Annotated in this window: 22 protein-coding genes; 20 read left to right on the top strand and 2 right to left on the bottom strand. The window is 71.9% G+C overall.

The window, feature by feature from the left end; translation table 11 throughout:
• Nucleotides 1-2: 2 nt before the first annotated feature.
• The 20 genes from thrC to ACXET9_RS06810 all read left to right on the top strand — a co-directional run bounded on the left by thrC (nt 3) and on the right by ACXET9_RS06810 (nt 20,831).
• A complete protein-coding gene (gene thrC / locus ACXET9_RS06905; RefSeq protein WP_457885880.1) occupies nt 3-1,061 on the top strand; it encodes a threonine synthase in 1,059 nt (352 codons plus the stop codon).
• Complete coding sequence (thrB, locus tag ACXET9_RS06900) at nt 1,058-1,972, top strand: homoserine kinase (RefSeq protein WP_457885754.1); 915 nt, start codon at nt 1,058-1,060, stop codon at nt 1,970-1,972. The genes thrC and thrB overlap by 4 nt, the downstream gene beginning before the upstream one ends.
• A gap of 312 nt (nt 1,973-2,284) precedes the next feature.
• Nucleotides 2,285-4,408: a transcription termination factor Rho gene (rho, locus tag ACXET9_RS06895; RefSeq protein WP_457885753.1), complete on the top strand. Its 2,124-nt coding sequence runs from the start codon at nt 2,285-2,287 to the stop codon at nt 4,406-4,408.
• A gap of 299 nt (nt 4,409-4,707) precedes the next feature.
• A complete protein-coding gene (locus tag ACXET9_RS06890; protein ID WP_457885752.1) occupies nt 4,708-6,699 on the top strand; it encodes an aldo/keto reductase in 1,992 nt (663 codons plus the stop codon).
• The gene (locus ACXET9_RS06885; protein ID WP_457885751.1) at nt 6,696-7,751 is read left to right on the top strand and encodes a LacI family DNA-binding transcriptional regulator; all 1,056 of its coding nucleotides are present in this window, start codon (nt 6,696-6,698) and stop codon (nt 7,749-7,751) included. The genes ACXET9_RS06890 and ACXET9_RS06885 overlap by 4 nt, the downstream gene beginning before the upstream one ends.
• Nucleotides 7,752-7,963: 212 nt before the next feature.
• Nucleotides 7,964-8,176, top strand: a complete 213-nt coding sequence (gene rpmE / locus ACXET9_RS06880; protein ID WP_457885750.1) for a 50S ribosomal protein L31 — start codon at nt 7,964-7,966, stop codon at nt 8,174-8,176.
• Nucleotides 8,177-8,377: 201 nt separating this feature from the next.
• Nucleotides 8,378-9,484: a peptide chain release factor 1 gene (gene prfA / locus ACXET9_RS06875; RefSeq protein WP_457885749.1), complete on the top strand. Its 1,107-nt coding sequence runs from the start codon at nt 8,378-8,380 to the stop codon at nt 9,482-9,484.
• A 3-nt stretch (nt 9,485-9,487) separates the two neighbouring features.
• On the top strand, nt 9,488-10,450 hold the full coding sequence (gene prmC / locus ACXET9_RS06870) for a peptide chain release factor N(5)-glutamine methyltransferase (RefSeq protein WP_457885748.1): 963 nt from the start codon (nt 9,488-9,490) through the stop codon (nt 10,448-10,450).
• Nucleotides 10,451-10,454: 4 nt separating this feature from the next.
• Nucleotides 10,455-11,390 (top strand): L-threonylcarbamoyladenylate synthase, encoded by a 936-nt coding sequence (locus tag ACXET9_RS06865; RefSeq protein WP_457885747.1) that lies wholly within the window; start codon nt 10,455-10,457, stop codon nt 11,388-11,390.
• Nucleotides 11,387-12,583, top strand: coding sequence for a glycosyltransferase family 4 protein (locus ACXET9_RS06860; protein ID WP_457885746.1), 1,197 nt, complete (start codon nt 11,387-11,389; stop codon nt 12,581-12,583). Before ACXET9_RS06865 ends, ACXET9_RS06860 begins: the two co-directional genes overlap by 4 nt.
• Nucleotides 12,570-13,085, top strand: coding sequence for a hypothetical protein (locus ACXET9_RS06855; RefSeq protein WP_457885745.1), 516 nt, complete (start codon nt 12,570-12,572; stop codon nt 13,083-13,085). Before ACXET9_RS06860 ends, ACXET9_RS06855 begins: the two co-directional genes overlap by 14 nt.
• Nucleotides 13,086-13,430: 345 nt before the next feature.
• Nucleotides 13,431-14,216: a F0F1 ATP synthase subunit A gene (atpB, locus tag ACXET9_RS06850; RefSeq protein ID WP_457885744.1), complete on the top strand. Its 786-nt coding sequence runs from the start codon at nt 13,431-13,433 to the stop codon at nt 14,214-14,216.
• A gap of 76 nt (nt 14,217-14,292) precedes the next feature.
• Entirely contained in the window at nt 14,293-14,520 is a 228-nt protein-coding gene (atpE, locus tag ACXET9_RS06845; protein ID WP_457885743.1) for an ATP synthase F0 subunit C, read from the top strand.
• A 10-nt stretch (nt 14,521-14,530) separates the two neighbouring features.
• The gene (locus tag ACXET9_RS06840; RefSeq protein ID WP_457885742.1) at nt 14,531-15,070 is read left to right on the top strand and encodes a F0F1 ATP synthase subunit B; all 540 of its coding nucleotides are present in this window, start codon (nt 14,531-14,533) and stop codon (nt 15,068-15,070) included.
• Between the two features lie 9 nt (nt 15,071-15,079).
• Nucleotides 15,080-15,892: a F0F1 ATP synthase subunit delta gene (locus ACXET9_RS06835; protein ID WP_457885741.1), complete on the top strand. Its 813-nt coding sequence runs from the start codon at nt 15,080-15,082 to the stop codon at nt 15,890-15,892.
• An 80-nt stretch (nt 15,893-15,972) separates the two neighbouring features.
• Nucleotides 15,973-17,598 (top strand): F0F1 ATP synthase subunit alpha, encoded by a 1,626-nt coding sequence (gene atpA, locus ACXET9_RS06830; protein WP_457885740.1) that lies wholly within the window; start codon nt 15,973-15,975, stop codon nt 17,596-17,598.
• Nucleotides 17,599-17,670: 72 nt separating this feature from the next.
• Nucleotides 17,671-18,585 (top strand): F0F1 ATP synthase subunit gamma, encoded by a 915-nt coding sequence (locus ACXET9_RS06825; RefSeq protein ID WP_457885739.1) that lies wholly within the window; start codon nt 17,671-17,673, stop codon nt 18,583-18,585.
• 50 nt (nt 18,586-18,635) lie between these two features.
• Nucleotides 18,636-20,105: a F0F1 ATP synthase subunit beta gene (gene atpD, locus ACXET9_RS06820; protein WP_457885738.1), complete on the top strand. Its 1,470-nt coding sequence runs from the start codon at nt 18,636-18,638 to the stop codon at nt 20,103-20,105.
• A complete protein-coding gene (locus ACXET9_RS06815; RefSeq protein WP_457885737.1) occupies nt 20,102-20,374 on the top strand; it encodes a F0F1 ATP synthase subunit epsilon in 273 nt (90 codons plus the stop codon). The genes atpD and ACXET9_RS06815 overlap by 4 nt, the downstream gene beginning before the upstream one ends.
• 16 nt (nt 20,375-20,390) lie before the next feature.
• Nucleotides 20,391-20,831: a DUF2550 family protein gene (locus ACXET9_RS06810; RefSeq protein ID WP_457885736.1), complete on the top strand. Its 441-nt coding sequence runs from the start codon at nt 20,391-20,393 to the stop codon at nt 20,829-20,831.
• Between the two features lie 72 nt (nt 20,832-20,903).
• Here the strand turns inward: ACXET9_RS06810 and ACXET9_RS06805 are convergent, their stop codons facing one another.
• Nucleotides 20,904-22,157 carry an N-acetylglucosamine-6-phosphate deacetylase gene (locus tag ACXET9_RS06805; protein ID WP_457885735.1) on the bottom strand — a complete coding sequence of 418 codons (1,254 nt, stop codon included), beginning with the start codon at nt 22,155-22,157 and terminating at the stop codon, nt 20,904-20,906.
• A 30-nt stretch (nt 22,158-22,187) separates the two neighbouring features.
• A complete protein-coding gene (gene nucS / locus ACXET9_RS06800; RefSeq protein WP_457885734.1) occupies nt 22,188-22,895 on the bottom strand; it encodes an endonuclease NucS in 708 nt (235 codons plus the stop codon).
• Nucleotides 22,896-23,060 lie beyond the last annotated feature (165 nt).

The raw sequence follows: 23,060 nt of genomic DNA, 5'->3' as shown, positions 1-23,060 counted from the left end.
GCATGGCGCACCAGTGGCGCGGCGTGCTCGCCGAATATCGCGAGCACCTGCCGTTCAGCTCGTCGGACACCCTGCTCACCCTCGGGGAGGGCGGCACGCCGCTCGTCCCCGCCCCGGCGCTCTCGCGCCGCGTGGGCGCCGATGTCCACATCAAGGTCGAGGGCCAGAACCCGACCGGATCCTTCAAGGACCGCGGCATGGTCTCGGCCATGACGAAGGCCTTCAACGACGGCGCGACGACCGTCGTGTGCGCCTCCACCGGCAACACGTCGGCCTCGGCCGCGGCGTTCGCCGCCGTGGCGGGCATGACCTGCGTCGTGCTGCTGCCCGAGGGCAAGATCGCCGCCGGCAAGCTCGCCCAGGCCGTCGTGCACGGGGCGAAGCTCGTGCAGGTCCAGGGCAACTTCGACGACTGCCTCGAGATCGCGCGCAAGCTCGACGCCGAGTACCCGGTCGAGCTGGTCAACTCGGTCAACCCCTACCGCCTCCAGGGTCAGAAGACCGGCGCCTTCGAGATCTGCGACGCCCTCGGCAAGGCGCCCGACGTGCACATCCTGCCCGTCGGCAACGCCGGCAACATCTCCGCCTACTGGATGGGCTACACGGAGTACCGCGACAAGGGCATCACCTCGGCCGTCCCCGCGATGTGGGGCTTCCAGGCCGCCGGCGCCGCACCCTTCGTCGCCGGGCACCCGATCTCGGATCCGGAGACCGTCGCCACGGCGATCCGCATCGGCGCCCCCGCCTCCTGGGATCTCGCCACCGCCGCGCGCGACGAGTCGGGCGGCCTCATCCACGCCGTCACCGACGAGCAGATCCTCGAGGCCCAGGCGCTCCTGGCGGCCGAGGTCGGCATCTTCGTCGAGCCCGCCTCGGCGGCTGGCGTCGCCGGGCTGCTGCAGCAGTCGGCGCGCGGGGAGGTCCCCGCGGGCGCGACCATCGCCATCACGGTGACCGGCAACGGCCTCAAGGACATCGACACCGCGCTCGCCCAGCGCGACCTCACCCCGACGGTCATCCCGGTGGACACCGCGGCCGCGGTCGAGGCCATCGGCCTGTGAGGATCCAGCGCACCCGGGCCCGGGTCCACGTCCCCGCGACCTCGGCGAACCTCGGGCCCGGCTTCGACGCGCTGGGACTCGCGCTCGACCTGTGCGACGACCTCGAGGTCGAGGCGACCACCGGCGGGCTCGAGATCAGCACCGAGGGCGAGGGCGCCGGGAGCGTCCCGGAGGACGAGAGCCATCTCGTCGTGCGCGCCCTGCGCCGCGGACTCGACCATGCCGGGGCACCGCAGGCGGGTCTGCGCCTGCACGCGGTCAACCGCATCCCCCACGGTCGCGGCATGGGCTCGAGCGCGGCGGCGACGGTCGCCGGGCTCCTGCTCGCCCGCGGCCTCCTCGACGATGCCGACGCCCTCGACGACGACACGGTCCTGCAGCTCGCGACCGAGTTCGAGGGGCATCCGGACAACGCCGCCCCGGCGCTGCTGGGCGGGATCACCCTCGCCTGGACCGAGGGGGAGAGGGCCCGTGCGGTCTCCCTCCACCATCGCGCCGACGCCCTGCGTCCCGTGGTGCTGCTGCCCACCTCGACGCTCGCGACCGACCATGCCCGCACGCTGCTGCCGACCCAGGTCCCGCACGCCGACGCCGCCTTCAACGCGGCCCGCGCCGCGCTGCTCGTGCATGCGCTCTCGGAGGAGCCGGGCCTGCTGCTGGAGGCGACGGAGGATCGCCTCCACCAGGAGCAGCGCGCCCCGGGCATGCCGCAGAGCGTCGAGCTGGTGCGCGTTCTGCGCAGCGAGGGGCACCCGGCCGTGATCTCCGGAGCGGGACCCTCCGTGCTCGTCCTCGACGGGGCCCGCGCGGACATCGCGGCCCTCGTGCGCAAGGCCGTCGACGACCCGTCCGCGTGGCGGATCGCCGAGGTCGCGCTGCGCGAGGACGGCGCGCGCGTTGTGGTAGGTTGACCCTGCGTCCCGACGGCATCGACCGAGGGCGGATGCATCTCCATCGCACCCCGTTCCTGTTGCCATCGGCTGATCCGCGTCTCGCAGGGTCCCCGCGCTCAGCGCAGGTCGAGCCGTGCAGGCCTCTGCATCGACGCCGACGCACCCCATGAACCACCCCGGCAGGCGAGTCTGCGGTGCCCAGTGCATCTCCGACTGCGCTCCTGCACGGATGAGCCCCGGCAGCGCACGGGCGATCACGCCTCTTCGACGCGCCCCGGCCACCGCCCCCACACAGGACCGGTATGCCCGGTCCGACAGGAAGGAACCCGGGTGAACGACTCCACCCCCGCCTCCGGCACCGGAAGCGATCTCGCCGCGAAGAAGCTGCCTGAGCTGCAGAGCATCGCGGCCTCCCTCGGCATCAAGGGCGCCCGTCGGCTCCGCAAGAGCGAGCTGATCGAGGCCATCGGCGGCGGAGCCGCTCCGTCGACCGCCGCCCCCGCATCCGCTCCCGCGGCCCCCGCGTCCGCTACGACGAGCACCTCCGCGACGCGCACCTCGCGCTCCGCGTCGCGGGCCGCCGGCCGCCCGACGCAGGACACGAGCGCCCAGCAGGCGCAGGCTGCTCCCCGCACGGATGCGGCGTCGTCGACGTCCGCGGACTCCGGCCAGGAGCCGGTAGGAACCGCCTCCGCCTCGACCCGACGCGCCTCCGCCGCGGCATCCCGCACCGAGCAGGACGCGGAGTCCTCCGCCGAGGGGAATGCCGAGGCTCCCGCCGGGCGCTCCCGCAGCCGCTCGCGCGGACGCTCCGCCTCCCGCGAGAGCGGCGCACCGGCGCTCCAGATCGATCTCCCCGAGCAGGGCGCGTCCGCCGAGCCCGCCGGCCAGGACAGCCCCCGCGGCGACCAGGCCGATCGCGGTTCCCGCGAGGACTCCCGCTCCGAGCAGCGCAGCGAGCGCCAGGATCAGCGCGCGGCTCGCCAGGACCAGCGCGCCGACCGCAACGGCCAGCGCCGTCCGGCCCGCATCGAGGACATCGAGCTCCCGGATCGCTCCGGCGAGCCCGAGGACGACCGCCATCAGGGCGGCCGCGACGACGACGAGCGCCGCGGGCGCTCCCGGTCGCGCAACCGCTCGCGGGACCGCAAGCGCCGTGGGCGCGGCGGCTCGGACCTGGGCCAGCAGGGCGGGCAGTCCGGCCACTCGGGGCACTCCGGGCAGGTCGAGGACACCGAGGTGCGCGAGGGCGAGGAGCTGGTGACCGTCGCCGGCATCCTCGACGTCCGCGACAACAGCGCCTACGTCCGCACCACCGGCTACCTGCCCGGACCGAGCGACGTGCACGTGAGTATGAACCAGGTGCGCAAGTACGGCCTGCGCAAGGGCGACGCGATCACGGGGCAGGTCAAGGCCCCCCGTGAGGGCGAGGACCATGTCGTCGAGCAGCCCCAGTACTCCGGCGGCCGCAATCGTCGCTCCAAGAGCCAGCAGGGCAAGTTCGCCGCGCTGGTGCAGGTCGACACGGTCAACGGGATGACCCCGGACCGGGCGCGCCAGCGCGCCGACTTCGGCAAGCTCACGCCGCTGTACCCGGACTCGCGCCTGCGTCTCGAGACGGCCGGCCCGAGCGTGTCGCAGCGCGTGATCGACCTGGTCTCGCCGATCGGCAAGGGCCAGCGCGGTCTGATCGTGGCGCCGCCGAAGGCCGGCAAGACGATCATCATGCAGCAGATCGCCAACGCGATCACCACGAACAACCCCGAGGTCCACCTCATGGTCGTGCTCGTCGACGAGCGCCCCGAGGAGGTCACCGACATGCAGCGCACGGTGAAGGGCGAGGTCATCGCCTCGACCTTCGACCGTCCGGCCTCGGACCATACGATCGTCGCCGAGCTCGCGATCGAGCGGGCGAAGCGCCTGGTCGAGATGGGGCGCGACGTCGTCGTGCTGCTGGACTCCCTCACCCGCCTCTCGCGCGCGTACAACCTGGCGGCCCCGGCGTCGGGCCGCATCCTCTCCGGCGGTGTGGACGCCTCGGCGCTGTACCCGCCGAAGCGGTTCTTCGGCGCCGCGCGCAACATCGAGCACGGCGGCTCGCTGACGATCCTGGCCTCGGCACTGGTCGAGACCGGCTCGAAGATGGACGAGGTCATCTTCGAGGAGTTCAAGGGCACCGGCAACATGGAGCTGCGCCTCTCGCGCAACCTCGCCGACAAGCGCATCTTCCCGGCGGTGGACGTCAACGCCTCCGGCACGCGCCGCGAGGAGGAGCTGATGAGCAAGGAGGAGCTGGCCATCATGTGGAAGCTCCGCCGCGTGCTCGGATCCCTCGAGCAGCAGCAGGCGCTCGAGATGCTCCTGGAGCGGATCAAGAAGACGCAGTCCAATGCCGAGTTCCTGATGACGGTCCAGAAGAACACCCCCAGCGTGGGGCAGCGCACCGCCGACTGAGCCGATCGACCGGTCGATCGATCGACCGGCCGACGGATCGGCTCGGCCCGGCGGCTCGCCGCCTGGCGTGCGCGATCGACGGGGCGCCCCTGCGGGGGCGCCCCGTCGTCGTCGGCGGCAGGGCCCGCCCACGGGACGTGCCGATGGAGCGCGCCGACGAGGCGTCCCGACGAGGCGCGGCATTGCGCCGGAGGGGCGGACGCGTGTAGCGTCGGACGCGCCGTGAACGTTCACTCATTGCGTTCCGCGAGCCATCCGCCCGGCCCTCGGGCGTCCTGCACTCCGACAGCGAGGTCTTCATGAGCAACCGTCTGCGCTGGGCCGTCCTCGGCCCCGGCGGCATCGCCCGCCGTTTCGCCACCCAGCTCCCGCATTCCGAGCACGGCGTCCTCGTGGGCGCCGGCAGCCGCGATCCCGAGCGCGCCCGTGCCTTCGCCGAGGAGTTCGGGCTGGGGGAGGGGGCCGTCGTCGGCACCTACGAGGAGGTCCTCGCCTCCGAGGAGGTCGACGCCGTCTACGTCTCCGTCGTGCACACCGCGCACGCCGAGCTGGCGATCGCCGCTCTCGAGGCGGGCAAGCACGTGCTGTGCGAGAAGCCCCTCGCGGTCAACCACGGCACCGCGATGGCCATGGCCGATGCCGCGCGTCGCACCGGCGGCACGCTGCTCGAGGCGTTCATGTACCGCTTCCACCCGCAGACGCTGAAGGTCCTCGAGCTCGTCGCCGACGGCACGATCGGCGAGCTCGTCCACGTCGACGCCTCCTTCTCCTTCGACACCGGCCGCCGCGAGGGCCGCCTGTTTGATCCCGCCGTCGCAGGCGGCGGCATCCTCGACGTCGGCTGCTACCCGCTGTCCCTCGCCCGCCTCGTCGCCGGCGCCGCCGCCGGCACGACGGTCCAGGAGCCGACCTCGCTCGTCGGGCACGGCTCGCTCGGCCCCACCGGAGTGGATGAATGGGCCACCGCGCAGCTGACCTTTGCGGGCGACGCGACCGCGAGCCTGCGCACCGGCGTGCGCCTCGACGACCCGCAGTCGGCCACCATCACCGGCACCCGCGGTGTCATCCGGCTCGACGAGCCGTGGGCGCTCGGAGAGCGCCAGAGCATCCGGGTCGACGTGGTCGGCGAGGATCGCCGCGAGATCGAGATCTCCGGTGCCTGGCCCTACGCCCTCGAGGCCGATGCCGTCGCCGCCGCGGCGGGCAGCGGCGACGTCCCCGGCTGGGACCTCGAGGCGAGCCTCGGGCAGGCGCGCCTGCTCGACAGCTGGCGCGCGCAGATCGGCCTGCAGTACGCGTTCGAGACCGACGACGCCGCCATCCCGACGGTGTCTGGCGCCCCGCTGCGGGTCGCCGACGACGCCCCGATGACCTACGGGGAGATCCCGGGCATCGGCAAGAGGGTCTCCCGCCTGGTCATGGGCTGCGACAACCAGCCCGACCTCGCCCATGCCTCCGCGCTCTACGACGCCTTCTTCGAGGCCGGCGGCACGACCTTCGACACCGCCTACATCTACGGCGGCGGCCGCCACGAGGCGCTGCTCGGACAGTGGGTCGCCAACCGCGGGATCCGCGAGGACGTCGTCGTGATCATGAAGGGCGCGCACACGCCGCACTGCGACCCGGAGTCGATCTCCCGTCAGCTCCTCGAGTCCCTCGAGCGCCAGCAGACCGATTACGCGGACCTCTACATGATGCACCGCGACGATCCGTCGATCCCCGTCGGCGAGTTCGTCGACGCGATGGACGAGCAGGTGCGAGCCGGTCGGATCCGTGCCTTCGGCGGATCGAACTGCACGCCGGAGCGCATCGATGCGGCGAACGCGTACGCCCGCGAGAACGGCCGGCAGGGTTTCAGCCTGCTCAGCGATCACTTCGGCCTCGCCGAGGCGATCGACGTCCCCTGGGCAGGATGCGTGCACGTGACCGATCCGGCCTCCAAGCAGTGGCTCGAGGAGCGGCAGATCCCGCTGTTCCCCTGGTCCTCGCAGGCGAGGGGCTTCTTCGCCGGACGCGCGCACCCCGAGGACCGCTCCGACGAGGAGCTCGTGCGCTGCTTCTACACCGACGGCAACTTCGAGCGCCTCGAGCGCGCCCGGGCCCTCGCCGACGAGCGGGGGGTGCCGCCCACGGCGATCGCCCTCGCCTACGTCCTCGCCCAGCCCTTCCCGACGTTCCCGCTGTTCGGGCCCCGCTCGATCGCCGAGATGCGCTCCTCGATGCAGGGACTGTCGGTCGGGCTCTCGCCGGAGCAGGTCGCCTGGCTGGACCTGCGGGGTCCGCGTCCGTGAGCACCGACGAGAGCACCGACAGCGCCGATGAGGGCGGTGCGGGGACGCCGGCTCCGGGGCGCCGCGCGACGATCATCGACGTGGCGGCCGCCGCCGGCGTCTCCCGGCAGACCGTCAGCCGTGCGGTGAACGATCTGCCCGGGATCAGTGCGGCGACCCGGGAGCGGGTCCTCGCAGCGGCCGAGGCGCTCAACTATCGCCCCTCGCGCTTCGGCCGGGGACTCGTCTCGGCAGGGCCCCCGGCGCTGGGACTGCTGGTCGACGACCTCTCCAACGCGTTCTTCCCGGAGATCGCGCGGGCGGTGGTCCGCGAGGCCGCCGCGCGCGGATGGAACGTGGTGCTCGCCGAGACCGGGGGCGCCGCGGATCCGACCTCCGTCGCCCTCGACCTCGCACGCCGCGCCGATGCTCTCCTCGGCTACGGCCTGCCCGTCGCGACCGGCGAGGACCTCCCGACGAGGATGCCGCTCGTGCGGCTGGACGCCCCTGCCGATCAGCCGGTCGCAGGAGTGCGCTTCGACGACTCCGCGGCGCTCGGCGCCCTCGCCGAGCATCTGCGCGCCGTCGGCGCTCGGCGATTGGCGCTGCTGGATGTCCAGGAGGAGCGGACGCCGCGCGCGGCGCGGCTGAGCGCGGCGCTCGCGGCGCACGGCCTCGACGTGACGGTGATCCCCGGCTCCGGCAGCGGTTCCCGTTCCGGTGATGGTCCCGGTGGTCGCGCAGGGGATGAGGAGCAGCAGGTGCCGCGCGCGCTGGAGGAGGGGGCGCAGGTCATCCTCGGCTGGAACGACGCCCATGCCCTCGCCGTCCTCAAGCGCCTGCGCGAGCTCGATGTGCAGGTGCCCGGCGAGATGCGGGTCGTCGGCATCGACGGCCTCAGCATCGGGACCCTCACGCATCCGGAGCTGACGACCCTCGGGGTCGATCTCGCCGAGGCCGCCCGCGACGCGGTCGACCTCGTCGACGGCATCTTCGCCGGCCGTCTCCCGTACGACGGGCCGGAGGCGAGCCGCACGGTCGCCTACCGCCTGATCGTCCGCGACTCCGCCTGAGCAGGGTCGGGGGTCGGGGCGCCGGCCGCGGTGCGGCCCGAGGGCCGGTGCTCCGCCCCGCCCGCCCCGGCGGGGGAGCGGGTGCGGTGTTGCGCACGCCGCATCCGCGCCGTCTCGCGTCCTGGCCTGCGTCGTGGCAGAATCGTAGGTCGGTTCTGGTTCACGGTGCCCGCCGGGCGCCGACCCAGCGACTCAAGCATAAGGAGAGTGCGATGAAGGCCGATATCCACCCGGAGTACGTCGTCACCGAGGTGTCCTGCACCTGCGGCAACACGTTCACCACCCGCAGCACCAAGAAGGACGGCGTCATCCGCGCTGAGGTGTGCTCCGCATGCCACCCCTTCTACACCGGCAAGCAGAAGATCCTCGACACCGGCGGCCGCGTCGCCCGCTTCGAGGCTCGCTACGGCAAGAAGAAGGCCTGACCTCGTCTTCCGACGCCGGTGCGCGCCCTGCGGCGTGCGCCGGCGTCGTCGTGTCCGCATCGATGCGGAGCACGAGGCGGCCCCCGCGGGCGGCGATCCGGTCCCGGATCCGCACCTCGCCCGGGACCGCACCGGGATCGGTCCGACGCCGGACCGGCGCAGCGCCCGCACAGGGCTGAGCAGACGGAGGGCAGGAGCGCGATGACGTCCGAGACCGAGGACCGGCTCGCCCCGCTGCGCGCCGAGCACGCCCGCCTCCAGGCGGACATGGCCGACCCCGACCTGCACGCCGATGCCGCCCGCGCCCGCACCGTCGGGCGCCGCTACGCCGAGCTCGAAGCCGTCGTCGCCGCCGCCGACCGCCTCGCCGCCGCGCGCGAGGACCTCGAGGCCGCCGTCGAGCTGGGCCAGGACGATCCCGAGCTCGCCGCCGAGGCGGAGCAGCTGCGCGCCGACGTCGCCGCCCTCGGCGAGGAGCTCGACGACCTGCTCGCCCCGCGCGACCCGGACGACGCCCGCGACATCATCCTCGAGATCAAGGCGGGCGCCGGTGGCGAGGAGTCGGCCCTGTTCGCCGCCGAGCTGCTGCGCATGTACCGGGCCTATGCGGAGCGCCACGGCTGGACCGTCCAGATCCTCGACTCCTCCGAGTCCGAGCTCGGCGGCCTGCGCGACGTCACCGCCGCCATCGCCTCCCGCACCGCCGCGGCCGACGGCGTCTACGCGCATCTCAAGCACGAGGCCGGAGTGCACCGCGTCCAGCGGGTCCCCGTCACCGAGTCCCAGGGCCGCATCCACACCTCCGCCGTCGGCGTGCTCGTCCTCCCCGAGGCCGACGCCGCGGACGAGGAGGAGCTCCTCGCCGAGGAGATGAGCCCCGCCCATCTCCGCATCGACGTCTACCGCTCGAGCGGTCCCGGCGGACAGAGCGTGAACACCACGGACTCCGCGGTGCGCGTGACCCATCTGCCCACCGGCATCGTCGCCTCCTGCCAGGACGAGAAGAGCCAGCTGCGCAACCGCGAGCAGGCGCTGCGGATCCTGCGCACCCGTCTGCTCGACGTGCGGCGCCAGGAGCAGGACGCCCAGGCCTCGGCGGTCCGTCGCTCGCAGGTGCGCACGGTCGACCGCTCCGAGCGGATCCGCACCTACAACTTCCCCGAGTCTCGGGTCGCCGACCATCGCACCGGCTACAAGGCCAACAACCTCCCGCAGGTGCTCGCCGGCGACCTCGACCCCCTGGTCGCCGCCGCCCGCGCCGCCGAGCGCGAGGCCCGGCTGGCCGCGGACGCGCAGCAGGAGGACTGATCAATGGAACCCCTGGAGTCCAGGGACCCCCTCCCCGCGACCGATGCGGACGCCTCCGCCGTGCCGCCGCGCCTCCGGCTCCGCGCGGCCCTGGCCGAGACGACCGCACGGCTCGGCGCGGCGGGCGTGCCCTCGCCGAGCGTCGACGCCCGCGCCCTGATCGCCGAGGCGGCCGGCACCGACCGTCCCCTGGTCCTGCTCGATGAGCTCCCGGAGGACTTCGACGCGCGGCTGGCGGCGCTCGTCGGCCGACGCGCCTCCCGCGAGCCGCTGCAGCTCATCCTCGGACGGGCGCCGTTCCGTCGGCTCACCCTGAGAGTGCGCCCCGGCGTCTTCATCCCGCGGCCCGAGACGGAGCTCGCGATCGACATCGCGCTCGAGGAGGCCGACGCCCTGCCGACCTCCGTCGTCGACCTGTGCACCGGTTCCGGCGCCCTCGCCGCGGCGGCGCTCGACGAGCTGCCCGCCGCCCGTGTCCTCGCGGTCGAGCTCGACGCCGCCGCCGCGGAGCTCGCCCGCGAGAACACCGAGGCGGCGGGGCCCGGCCGCGGCCGGGTGCTGCAGGCCGATCTGCTGGACGCCGACGCCCTCGACCGCATCGCCGCGGCGGGCGCGGCCCCGGGGACGGTCGACCTCCTGCTCTCCAACCCGCCGTACGTCCCGCCGGACGCGATCCCGCGCGATCTCGAGGTGCGCGAGCACGATCCGGAGCGCGCGCTGTACGGCGGGGGAGCGGACGGGATGGAGGTCCCGCGCCGCGTCGTCGAGATCGCCGCGCATCTGCTGCGTCCGGGTGGGATCCTCGTGATGGAGCATGCCGACGTGCAGGGAGCGATCGCCCGGCAGGCCGCCCACGACATCGGCGGGTTCACCGCCGTGCGCACCGCCCGGGACCTCACCGGGCGCGACCGATTCCTCGTCGCCCGTCGCGGCACAGGATCCGATCCCTTGGAAGTGAGAGACTGACCCGGTGAGCGTGCACGACACCCAGAACCCCGAGTCCCGCGAGGACGCCCTCCAGGCGGCGGTCGAGGCCGTCCGCGACGGCAAGCTGATCGTCTTGCCGACCGACACCGTCTACGGCATCGGCGCCGACGCCTTCGATCCCGACGCCGTGCAGTCCCTGCTCGACGCCAAGGGCCGCGGCCGGGACACCCCGCCGCCCGTCCTCGTCGGCGACCAGGCCGTCCTGCTCGCCCTCGCAGTCGACGTGCCCGAGTACGCCGAGCGCCTCGCTGAGGAGTTCTGGCCCGGCGCACTGACCCTGATCCTCTCGGCGCAGCCCTCCCTGACCTGGGACCTGGGCGAGACACGCGGCACGGTGGCCCTGCGCATGCCCGACGACGAGGTCGCCCTCGACCTCCTGCGGCGAACGGGTCCGCTCGCCGTCTCGAGCGCCAACCGCCATGGGAAGGCGGCGGCGCTGAGTGTCCTCGACGCGGCCACGCAGCTCGGCGACAGCGTCGAGATCTACCTCGACGGCGGGCCGGCCCGCCTCGGCACCAGCTCCACCATCATCGACACCACCGTGACGCCCGCGGAGATCGTCCGCGAGGGCACGCTCACGCGCGAGGAGATCGTCGCCGCCGTCGGCGACATCTTCACCGCCCCCGAGTCGGAGCCGACGGACGAAGCCGCCGCAGAGGACGCCGTTGCAGAGGACGCCGCCGCAGGGGACGCGGCGTCGGCGACCGCGGAGGGCGCCGAGGACCCGACGGTCCGCGCCGACGCAACGGCCGCGGACCGAGCGCCGCAGGGCGACGCCGCCGAGGAGTCGGAGGGCGAGGCCATCGCCCCGGCGCTCGATCTGCCCGCTGAGCCCGAGCCCGGGGTCGCCGCCGATGTCGAGGGCGCGCCCGCGGAGACGGCCGCCTCCGACGACCCCGTCCGCTCCGCAGACGGGTGAGGGTCTACCTCTTCGTCCTGCTCGTCGCCGCGGCAGTGACCTACCTGACCACTCCCGCGGTCCGGCTGCTGGCGCGGCGGGCGGGAGCGATGACGGCGGTGCGCGAGCGCGACGTCCACGACGCGGTCACCCCGCGCTGGGGCGGCATCGCGATGTTCGCCGGGGTCGCCGCCGCGATGCTGATCGCCGCGAACGTCCCCTTCCTCCATCCGGTCTTCCACGACAGCTCGAAGCCCTGGGCGATCCTCGGCGCCGCCGGGCTGGTCTGCCTGCTCGGAGCGGCCGACGACAAATGGGATCTGGACTGGGTCACCAAGCTCGCCGGGCAGGTGCTCGCCGCGCTGCTCATGGCCTGGAAGGGCGTGCAGCTGGTCACGCTGCCGATCGGGGGAGTGACGCTGCTGTCGCCCCATACGGCGCTGATCCTCACCGTCCTCGTGGTCGTCGTCAGCATGAACGCGGTGAACTTCGTCGACGGTCTCGACGGTCTCGCCGCCGGCGTGATGGCCATCGGCGGCGCCGCCTTCTTCCTCTACGCGTACACGCTCACGCGCAGCGCCTCCGCGACGGACTACTCCTCCCTCGCGACGCTCGTCACGGCGCTGCTGATCGGCGCCTGCCTCGGCTTCCTCCCGCACAACATGCATCGGGCCCGGATCTTCATGGGCGACACCGGGTCGATGCTCCTCGGGCTCCTTCTCGCCGCGAGCACCATCGCCGTCACCGGCCAGGTGGATCCGGCCCGCCTCTCGAGCGCGGACTTCTTCGGGCAGTTCCTCCCGATCCTGCTGCCGATCGGGGTCATGATCATCCCGTTCCTGGACTTCGGCCTCGCCGTGGTGCGACGGATCGGCTCGGGGAAGTCCCCCTTCCACGCCGACAAGGCGCACCTGCACCACCGTCTGCTGCGGCTGGGGCACTCCAAGCGCACCGCCGTGCTCATCATGTACTTCTGGACGGTCGTGATCTGCGTGGGGCTGCTGCTGCCGCTCCAGCTCCCGACCAGGCCCGTCCTCATCTTCTGGGCGTGCGGCCTCGTCGTCGCCCTCCTGCTCACCTTCGACCCCGTCGGCCGGCTCCGGCGTCGGCGCGCCGGGCGGCGCGCCGACGCCGAGCCCGCCCCGTCCCGCACCGAGAGCACAGCCCTCGCCGAGAACACAGAGAGCACCGAGGACCGCGATGCCCGCGCATGAGACCACCGACCCCCACGACGACCGCGGAGCGCGGGCGACCGACGCCGTCGGCGAGCCGACGGACGCCGACATCGCCCGTGCGCGGGCCCGCAACGACCGCATGATGATGCGTGCGCTCCTCATCGCCGTGGGCGTCGGCATCGTCATCGACGCGATCGTCATCGCCCTCGCGGCCACGGCCGGGGGAGAGGGGGCGCTGAACGGTGCCCTGGTCGGCTCGGCGCTCGCCCTCGTCGTGACCCTGCCCACTCTCGCGGGCGCCCGGATCTCGCGCTCGCTGCCTCCGATGGCATGGGCGACAGTGCTCATGGGCAGCTGGATGGTCAAGATGTTCGTGCTGATCATCGCACTTCTTCTGCTCCGCGACGCCGAATGGATGGCTCGCGGATGGCTGGGGATCGCCCTGCTGGCTGGAGCGATCGCCGCGGCGGTCACCGAGGCGGTCCAGATGGTCCGCAGCCGGCCCCGCCTGGAGGTGGCCGGACCGGGCGGAGAGCGCTGACCCTCTGATATGCTCCCAACTGTCCTCGCACGGCCGGGACGTAAGTCTGATCGGCATCGGATCCCCTGCTCCACAAGGAGGCAGAAGCGGGTCGGATACGGCAGATCCTGGGCCCTCGCAGAATCGCCCTTCCTCCCCAGGAGGGCGGTCCCTGGTCGTCGTGCGATGCACACCGGAACACCCACCGGCTGCTGCAAGGACGCTGCACGACCATCCAGGCTGACGTGACCCGGGACGGCCGGGCCGGGACCACCATGCTCCCGGCCTGCAGGGCCCCGAGGAAGCTGCGGCCGGATCACACCACGACGACCACGGGAGATCGCGCTGAACACCTCCGACGCCACTGTGAGCCTCCTCGCCGAAGGGTTCGAGTTCCATGTGCCGAGCATCGCGGAGTTCTTCCCCGAAGCGATCCTCTTCGACGGCACCTGGTTCGAGTTCAACCGGGTCCAGCTCGTCCGACTGATCATCCTCGCGGTCGTGCTGACGGCCACCTGCATCATCGCCTCCCGCGCCAAGCTGGTGCCGGGCCGCGTGCAGAGCATCGTCGAGATCCTGATCGAGTTCGTGAACAACACGGTCATCCAGAACACGCTGGGCCTGCGCGAGGGCAAGAAGTTCGCCCCCATGCTCATCACGATGTTCTTCTTCATCTTCGCGATGAACCTCGGCGGCGTGGTCCCCGGCCTGAACCTGGCAGGCACCTCCGTCATCGGCATGCCGCTGCTGCTGGCCCTGTGGACCTTCGGCACCTACGTCTACTTCGGTGTGAAGAAGCACGGACTGGGCGGGTACCTCAAGCACGAGACGATGCCCCCGGGCGTCCCGAAGCCGATCTACCTCCTGCTCGTCCCGATCGAGTTCCTGCAGGTCGTGCTCATCCGCTGGGCCTCGCTGACCATCCGACTGCTGGCCAACATGGTCGCCGGTCACATCATGATGGTCGTGTTCATCGGCATGACGCAGGCGCTGCTGTTCTCGGGCACGGCCCTGATCGCGCTGGCGCCCTTCTCCGGCGCGCTCGCGATCGGCATCTACGGCTTCGAGATCTTCGTCGCCGCCCTGCAGGCCTTCATCTTCACGATGCTGTCCGCCGTCTACATCCAGATGGCGACCTCGGACGAGCACTGATCGTCCGCCCCTGACGTTTCCCCTCCACCCCACATTCTTGCCGTCCGACCGGTCGGCACAACCGAAAGGAACCCCTGTGGACACCACGCTCCTCGCCGCTCTCGAAGGCAACGTCGCGGCTATCGGCTACGGTCTCGCAGCGATCGGCCCCGGCATCGGCATCGGCATCATCGTCGGCAAGACCGCCGAGGCCATGGCGCGCCAGCCCGAGCTCCGCGGCCAGCTGCAGACCACGATGTTCATCGGTATCGCCTTCACCGAGATCCTGACGCTGCTCGCCATCGTCACCGGCTTCATCTTCTGAGGCAGCCCCGATGATTCAGGCTGAAGACAACGTTCCTGGGTATCAGCTCCTGATTCCCCAGGTCCCGGAGATCGTCTGGACGTTCATCTTCCTCGTCATCTTCATCGCCGTCTTCTCGAAGTTCGTCCTCCCGCGGCTCACCGCCGTGCTGGATGAGCGGGCGGAGAAGATCGAAGGCGGCATCAAGAAGGCCGAAGAGGTCCAGCAGCAGGCCGACCAGCTCAAGGATCAGCAGGAGCAGGAGCTGGTCGCCGCCCGTCAGGAGGCCGCCGCGATCCGCGAGCAGGCTCGCCACGACGGCGCACGGATCGTCGAGGAGGCGAAGGCTCGCGCCGACGCCGAGAACGACCGCATCCTGACCGCCGGCCGTCAGCAGCTGACCGCGGAGCGGACCACCGCCGCCGCCCAGCTGCGCGGCGAGGTGGGCACTCTCGCCAGCGACCTGGCCTCGAAGATCGTCGGCGAGTCCCTCTCCGACGACGAGCGCTCCCGCCGCGTGATCGACCGGTTCCTGGACGACCTCGAGTCGGCCCAGCCCGCGACCCGATAAGGACCGACAATGCGAGGAACCTCCTCCACCTCCCTGCGTGAGGTGACCCAGCGATCCCAGGTGCTGCTTCGCGGCGATGCGCCGCTCGAGCAGACCGCCGGGGACCTCTTCTCCATCGCCGATGCGATCGACTCCAGCAATCAGCTGGTGCGGACGCTCAGCGACGGCGGCCGGCCCGCCGAGGTCAAGGAGAGCGTCGTCCGCTCGCTCTTCTCCGGCCGCGTGGTCCCCGCCGCCCTCGAGCTCGCGCTCGAGGTCGTCCGTCGCCGCTGGTCCGAGCAGGAGGACGTCCTGGACGCCCTCGAGCAGCTCGGCATCGAGGCGCTGCTGGAGCAGGCCGCCCGCGGCGGCGCGCTCGAGCAGGTCGAGGAGGAGCTCTTCCAGATCTCCCGGCTGATCGAGGACAGCGCCGCTCTGAGCGGGGCCCTCGATGACGCCCGGGAGACGCCGTCCGAGCGCGAGGGCATCCTCTCGCGACTGCTGGAGGGCCGGGCTCACCCGCTGACCGTGGTGCTGGCCCGTCGGGCCGTGGCCCGGCGCAGCGACCTCAAGCCCGCGCGTCGGCTGCTCGGCTTCGCCGAGTTCGCCTCCGCGCGACGCAGCCGCCTCCTGGCCGTGGTCACCAGCGCTCGCGCGCTGTCCGCCGAGCAGCAGGCACGGCTCGGCTCCATCCTCGCCCGGGTGTACGGGCGCGAGGTGCAGGCCAACTACGACCTGGACGAGGACGTCGTCGGCGGCCTGCGCATCCGGGTCGGCGACGATCTCTACGACGCGACCGTCCTCGCGCGCCTGTCGCAGGCACGCACCCGCCTGGTGGCCTGACGGCCCCGCCCCCGGCGACCCCAAGCATCACGACGACTGCCTTCGCACCGGCGAGGGACGAGAGGAAGCGAAGCACTCCGATGGCTGAGCTCACGATCCGACCGGAGGACATCCGGAACGCCCTGGACACGGCGGTGTCCACCTACCAGGCCGGCACTCCCGACCGCGAGGAGATCGGCCGCGTCACCGAGTCGGCCGACGGCATCGCCCGCATCGAGGGCCTGCCGAACATCATGGCCAACGAGCTCGTGCGCTTCGAGGACGGGACCCTCGGTCTCGCCCTGAACCTCGAGCTCCGCGAGGTCGGCGCCGTCGTCCTCGGCGAGTTCACCGGCATCGAGGAGGGCCAGGAGGTCCGTCGCACCGGCGAGGTCCTCTCCGTCCCCGTCGGCGACGGCTACCTCGGCCGCGTGGTCGACCCCACCGGCGCACCCATCGACGGCCTGGGCGAGATCGAGACCGTCGGCCGCCGCGCCCTCGAGCTGCAGGCGCCCGGCGTCATGCAGCGCAAGAGCGTCAAGGAGCCGATGCAGACCGGCCTCAAGGCGATCGACGCGATGACGCCGATCGGCCGCGGCCAGCGTCAGCTGATCATCGGCGACCGCCAGACCGGCAAGACCACCGTCGCCCTGGACACGATCCTGAACCAGAAGGCGAACTGGGAGACCGGCGACCCCTCGCAGCAGGTCCGCTGCATCTACGTCGCCGTCGGCCAGAAGGGCTCGACCATCGCGTCGGTGCGCGCGACCCTCGAGGAGAACGGCGCGCTGGAGTACACCACGATCGTGGCGGCCCCGGCCTCCGATCCGGCGGGCTTCAAGTACATCGCCCCCTACACCGGCTCGGCCATCGGCCAGCACTGGATGTACGAGGGCAAGCACGTCCTCATCGTCTTCGACGACCTGTCCAAGCAGGCCGAGGCCTACCGCGCCGTGTCGCTGCTCCTGCGCCGCCCGCCGGGCCGCGAGGCCTACCCGGGTGACGTCTTCTACCTGCACTCCCGTCTGCTGGAGCGCTGCGCGAAGCTGTCCGACGAGATGGGCGGCGGCTCGATGACCGGCCTCCCGATCATCGAGACCAAGGCGAACGACGTGTCGGCCTACATTCCGACCAACGTCATCTCGATCACCGACGGCCAGTGCTTCCTGCAGTCGGACCTGTTCAACGCGAACCAGCGCCCGGCGGTCGACGTCGGCATCTCGGTCTCCCGCGTCGGCGGCTCCGCGCAGATCAAGGCGATGAAGTCGGTCTCCGGCACGCTGAAGATCTCGCTCGCGCAGTACCGCGACCTCGAGTCCTTCGCGATGTTCGCCTCGGACCTGGATGCCGCCTCCAAGCAGCAGCTCAGCCGCGGCGCCCGTCTGATGGAGCTGCTCAAGCAGTCCCAGAACTCGCCCTTCCCGGTGGAGGAGCAGGTCATCTCGATCTGGGCCGGCACCACGGGCAAGCTCGACGAGATCGAGGTCGAGGACGTCCGGGAGTTCGAGGCGCACCTCCTCGAGCACCTGCGCCACAACGGCACCGTCCTCGCCGACATCCGCGGCTCGCAGAAGTTCTCTGACGAGACCGAGCAGCAGGCGACGACGATCCTCGAGCAGGTCAAGCGCGACTTCCTGGCCGCCAAGGGCCAGGGCGCCGCGGTGAAGGACGTCCACTCCAGCGCGTCCGACGAGGACATCGACCAGGAGCGCATCGTCCGCGGATGATCCTGATCGCCTCCCGCCCGCGAGGGCGGGAGGCGTCGGACACCGGCAGGATCATCCCCGCGAAGGAGAGACATGGGAGCCCAGCAGAGGGTTTACAAGCAGCGGATCGGCTCCGCCCAGGGCATGAAGAAGATCTTCAAGGCCAAGGAGATGGTGGCCGCCTCGCGCATCTCGAAGGCGCATGCGCGCGTCCTCGCGACGACGCCCTACGCCGACGCGATCACCCGTGCCATCGGTGCGGTCGCCACGCACTCGACCGACGTCGAGCACACCTTCCTCGACCGCGACCGCTCATCCAGCGGTCGGGTCGGCATCCTGCTGATCACCGCCGACCGCGGCATGACGGGGTCCTACTCCCACAACGTCATCCGCACCGCGGAGGAGCTCGGCAACAAGCTGACCGCCGAGGGCAAGACCCCCGTGCTGTACGTCGTCGGCCGCAAGGGCGAGACCTACTACAAGTTCCGCAACCGCCCCCCGCATGTCGCGTGGGCGCCCTACTCGGAGGCGGAGCTGGCCGGTCTGGGCCATGAGATCGCCGAGCGGGTGACCGCGGATCTCCTGCACGAGGACCCGGCCGAGCACCTGGACGAGCTCTACCTGGTGGGCACCCGCTTCCTCAGCCGCTTCCAGCAGGTCGCCCGGGCCACCCGCCTGGTGCCGATCGAGGTCGTGGACAGCGCCGAGGAGGAGACCTCGCCGACCTACCCGCTGTACGAGTTCGCCCCGGACGCCGAGAACGTCATGGACGAGCTGATGCCGCGATACCTGGAGTCCCGCATCGTCAACATCCTGATGCAGTCGATCGCGTCCGAGCACGCGGCGACGCAGCGCGCGATGAAGACGGCCACGGACAACGCCGAGACCCAGATCCGGAAGTTCACGCGCCTGGCCAACTCGGCCCGCCAGGCGGAGATCACGCAGGAGATCACGGAGATCGTCGGCGGCGCCGACGCGCTCTCGGGATCCGGTCGCAAGGAACGCTGAGCCGCCTCGACGCGCACCGAGCGCCGGCCTGACCTATTGGAGAGAAGCACATGAGCACCCCCGCCCCCACCGCCCCGGCTGCTGACCAGCAGCAGGGGACCGGTCGTATCGCCCGCGTCACCGGCGCGGTCGTCGACATCGAGTTCCCTCCGGGCAACATCCCCGATCTGTACAACGCCGTCACCACGCGCATCGCCGTGGAGGGCGCGGGCCTCGAGCCCTCGACCCTGACCCTCGAGGTCGCCCAGCACCTCGGCGACGGCATGGTCCGCGCCATCGCGCTGAAGCCGACCGACGGCCTCGTCCGCGGCCAGGCCGTCCTCGACACCGGCGCACCGATCTCGGTGCCCGTCGGCGACGCGACCCTCGGCACCGTCTTCGACGTGACCGGCACCCCGCTGAACAAGGACCCGGAGTCCCTCCAGGTCAGCGAGCGCTGGCCCATCCACCGCAAGGCGCCGAACTTCGACCAGCTGGAGTCCAAGACCCAGATGTTCGAGACCGGCATCAAGTCGATCGACCTCCTCACCCCGTACGTGCAAGGCGGCAAGATCGGCCTGTTCGGCGGCGCGGGCGTCGGCAAGACGGTCCTCATCCAGGAGATGATCTACCGCGTGGCGAACAACCACGACGGCGTCTCCGTGTTCGCCGGCGTCGGCGAGCGCACCCGTGAGGGCTGGGATCTGATCGAGGAGATGACGGAGTCCGGCGTCATCGACAAGACCGCACTGGTCTTCGGCCAGATGGACGAGCCGCCGGGCACGCGCCTCCGCGTCGCCCTGTCGGCCCTGACGATGGCCGAGTACTTCCGCGACGTGCAGTCGCAGGACGTGCTGCTCTTCATCGACAACATCTTCCGCTTCACGCAGGCCGGCTCCGAGGTCTCCACGCTGCTGGGCCGCATGCCCTCGGCCGTGGGCTACCAGCCGAACCTGGCGGACGAGATGGGTGTGCTCCAGGAGCGCATCACGTCGACCCGCGGCCACTCGATCACCTCGATGCAGGCGATCTACGTGCCGGCCGACGACTACACCGACCCGGCCCCGGCGACGACCTTCGCCCACCTGGACGCGACCACCGAGCTGTCCCGTGAGATCGCCTCGCGCGGTCTGTACCCGGCGATCGACCCGCTGTCCTCGACCTCGCGGATCCTGGATCCCCGTTACATCGGCCAGGACCACTACGACACCGCGGTGCGCGTGAAGCAGATCCTGCAGCGCAACAAGGAGCTCCAGGACATCATCGCGATGCTCGGCGTCGACGAGCTGTCCGAGGAGGACAAGGTGATCGTCTCGCGCGCTCGCCGCATCCAGCAGTTCCTCTCGCAGAACACGCACCTCGCCAAGCAGTTCACCGGCGTCGACGGCTCGGACGTCCCGCTGCGCGACACCATCGAGGGCTTCAAGGGAATCTGCGACGGCGAGTTCGACCACATCGCGGAGCAGGCGTTCTTCAACGTCGGCGGCATCGACATGGTCCTCGAGAACTGGCACAAGATCCAGAAGGAGCTCGGTCAGTGACTGCCCTCGAGGTCACCTTCGTCACGGCCGATCGGACCGTGTGGTCCGGTCGCGCCTCGCAGGTGGTGGTCCCGGCCGCCGACGGATCGATGGGCATCCTGCCTCGCATGCAGCCGACGCTCGCGATCCTCAGCGACGGTGTCGTGCGCATCATCGCGGAGGACGGCGACGTCACCGAGCGCGAGGTCCATGGCGGCTTCATCTCGATGGACGCGGACGTCGTGACCATCGCGGTGGATCATGCCAAGCGCCTGAGCGCGACCCGCTGAGCTGCCGAGCCCATCCATGACGCACGTGAGCATCCCGATCCTCCTCGTGGGGATCGGGGTGCTCATCGTCGTTCTGGCGCTGTTCGTGGTGGCGCGCCATCTGCTGGTCTACCGGCGACCGGGGACGATCGAGTGCGATCTGAGCCGCCGCGGTCTCGTCGGCGGGAAGGCGTGGCAGCACGGCGTCGTCCGCTTCAGCACGGAGCGGATCCGCTGGTACCGAATGGCGTCCCTGCACCCGGGGTCGTCGCTCTCGCTGCGTCGCAGCGACATCCAGGACGTGCAGCGGCGCGATCTGCCGGTGCGCGTCGAGGGCGCGCCGGTGGAATGCCTCGTGACGCTCCTCCTCGTCGACGGCCGTGAGGTGCAGGCGATCGTCGAGCGCGAGGCCACGCCCGTCCTGACGGCCTGGCTCGAGGCGGCCCCCACCGGTCAGGTCATCGGCGACACCGACTGATCTTCGGCGACGGCGACCGACGCGACCGGCTCGCCGGATGTCAGGACCGCCGGGAGCCGGGCCCTCCGGAGGTCAGACCTTCGCGCCTGCGCGGAGGACCTCGACGGGCCGCAGATCCGCGTCGACGAGGAGGAGATCGGCCCGCAGCCCCGTGCGCAGGGACCCGATCTCGTCCTGGAGCCCCAGCACCGCCGCGGGGACGGAGGAGGCCGCGTGGACGGCGCGGGCGAGATCGACGCCGGCCCGCTGCACGGCGAAGCGGACGACATCGACCAGATGCGCGGTGCCGCCGGCGATCGCACCGCCCTCGGTGAGGGTCGCGACGCCCTCGTCGACCGTGACGTCGAGGGCTCCGAGGCGGTATCGGCCGTCGGGCATGCCGGCCGCGGCCATCGCGTCGGTGACGAGCACGACCGCATCGTCGGCGGCGATCGTCATGACGTGCGCGACGGTCCGGGCGTCGAGGTGGACGCCGTCGGCGATGAGCTCGACCACGAGCTCGCCGCGGGCCGCGGCATCCAGGGCGGCGAGGGCCGGACCGGGATCGCGATGATGGATGGGGCGCATCCCGTTGAACAGATGCGTGGCGGTCGGCCGGCAGCTGCGGCCCTTCGCGCGCCGCAGCGCGTCCCGCGACACGGCGACCAGGCGGGTCATGTCGGCGCTGGACCCGTCGGTGTGGCCGAGGGAGGGGAGCGCGCCGCTCTCCGCGAGGGCGCGGACGACGTCGTCGGCTCCCGGGGTCTCCGGGGCGAGGGTCATGGTCGCGAGCGCTCCGTCGGCGATCTCGGCGAGCTCGCGCACGAGGGCGGCGTCGCCTGCGCGGATGTGCTCGGGATTCTGGGCGCCCTTGCGGGCGACCGAGATGAAGGGGCCCTCGAGGTGGATCCCGGCGACATCCCCGTCGGCGGCGAGCACGGCGAGGTCGCGGACGCGGTCGCGGAGCGTCGCCGAGGAGGCGGTGACGAGGGAGGCGACGACGGAGGTCGTGCCGTGGCGGCGGTGCTCGAGGACGGCGGTGCGCATGGCCTCGGGGCCGTCGGCGTCCGGGAACGATGCGCCCCCTCCGCCATGGCAGTGCAGGTCCACGAGCCCCGGCAGGAGCAGGCCGTCGTGGCGGCGCTCGCTGCGTGCGGCGTAGGAAGGGGCCGAGACTGCGGGACCGGCCCACAGGATGCGGGAGCCGGCGACGAGCACGAGCGCGTCGGGGCAGTACCCGTCGGGGAGGACCGCGGGGGAGCGCAGGGCGAGGTCCGCCTCGAGCACGCTGCTCGCGGGTGGGGTGTTCTCGGACGCGGTGCTCACGGGGGCGGTGCTGTCGGGCATGGGGTCTCCTCGCGAGCGGGAACGGCGGGGTCAGAAGAGGCGGGACTCGGAGTCGTCGATCCCGCGCAGCGCGTCGTAGTCGAGCGTGACGCAGGCGATGCCGCGGTCCTCGGCGAGGACGCGCGCCTGGGGCTTGATCACCTGGGCGGCGAAGATGCCGCGCACAGGGGCGAGCAGAGGGTCGCGGTTGAGGAGCTCGAGGTAGCGGGTGAGCTGCTCGACGCCGTCGATCTCGCCGCGCCGCTTGATCTCCACGGCGACGGCGGAGCCCGCATCGTCGCGCGCGAGGATGTCGACGGGCCCGATGGCGGTCCCGTACTCGCGGCGCACGAGCGTCCAGCCGGGTCCGAGCGTGGTGATGTTCTCGGCGAGGAGGGCCTGGAGGTGGGCCTCGACGCCGTCCTTCTGGAGGCCGGGGTCCTCGCCGAGCTCATGGGAGCTGTCCTCGAAGATCTCGTGGAGGCGCACGCGCAGGGTGTCACCGGTCTTCGCGTGGGTGACGTCCCACTGCTCGATCCAGTCGCCCTCGGGATCGGCCTCGACCTCGGCGTCGTCGCGCCGGGAGACGCGGAGCGTGCAGGGCGGGCTCATCCAGTTCAGCGGCTTGTAGCTGCCGCCGTCGGAATGGATCAGCACGCTGCCGTCGGCCTTGACGATCAGCAGGCGCGGGGCCAGGGGCAGGTGGGCGGTGAGCCGTCCGGAATAGTCGACGGAACAGCGGGCAACGACGAGACGCACCCGACGAGTCTACGGGACCGCGTCCCGGCACAGGACGGCGCGGAAGGCGCGGGACGACGCAGGACGGCGCGGGGCGGTGCCGGGGCGCAGTGAGCTGGGATGCAGATCCCGTCGGGATGCTGTTGCGGTGCGCCGGGGGAGCCGTATCGTGGTCGGACCCATGTC

The organism is Brachybacterium netajii (SeqCode) (assembly GCF_054114245.1).
Note: the sequence above shows the minus strand (reverse complement) of the source record. Positions and strands in the feature narration are given on the sequence as shown.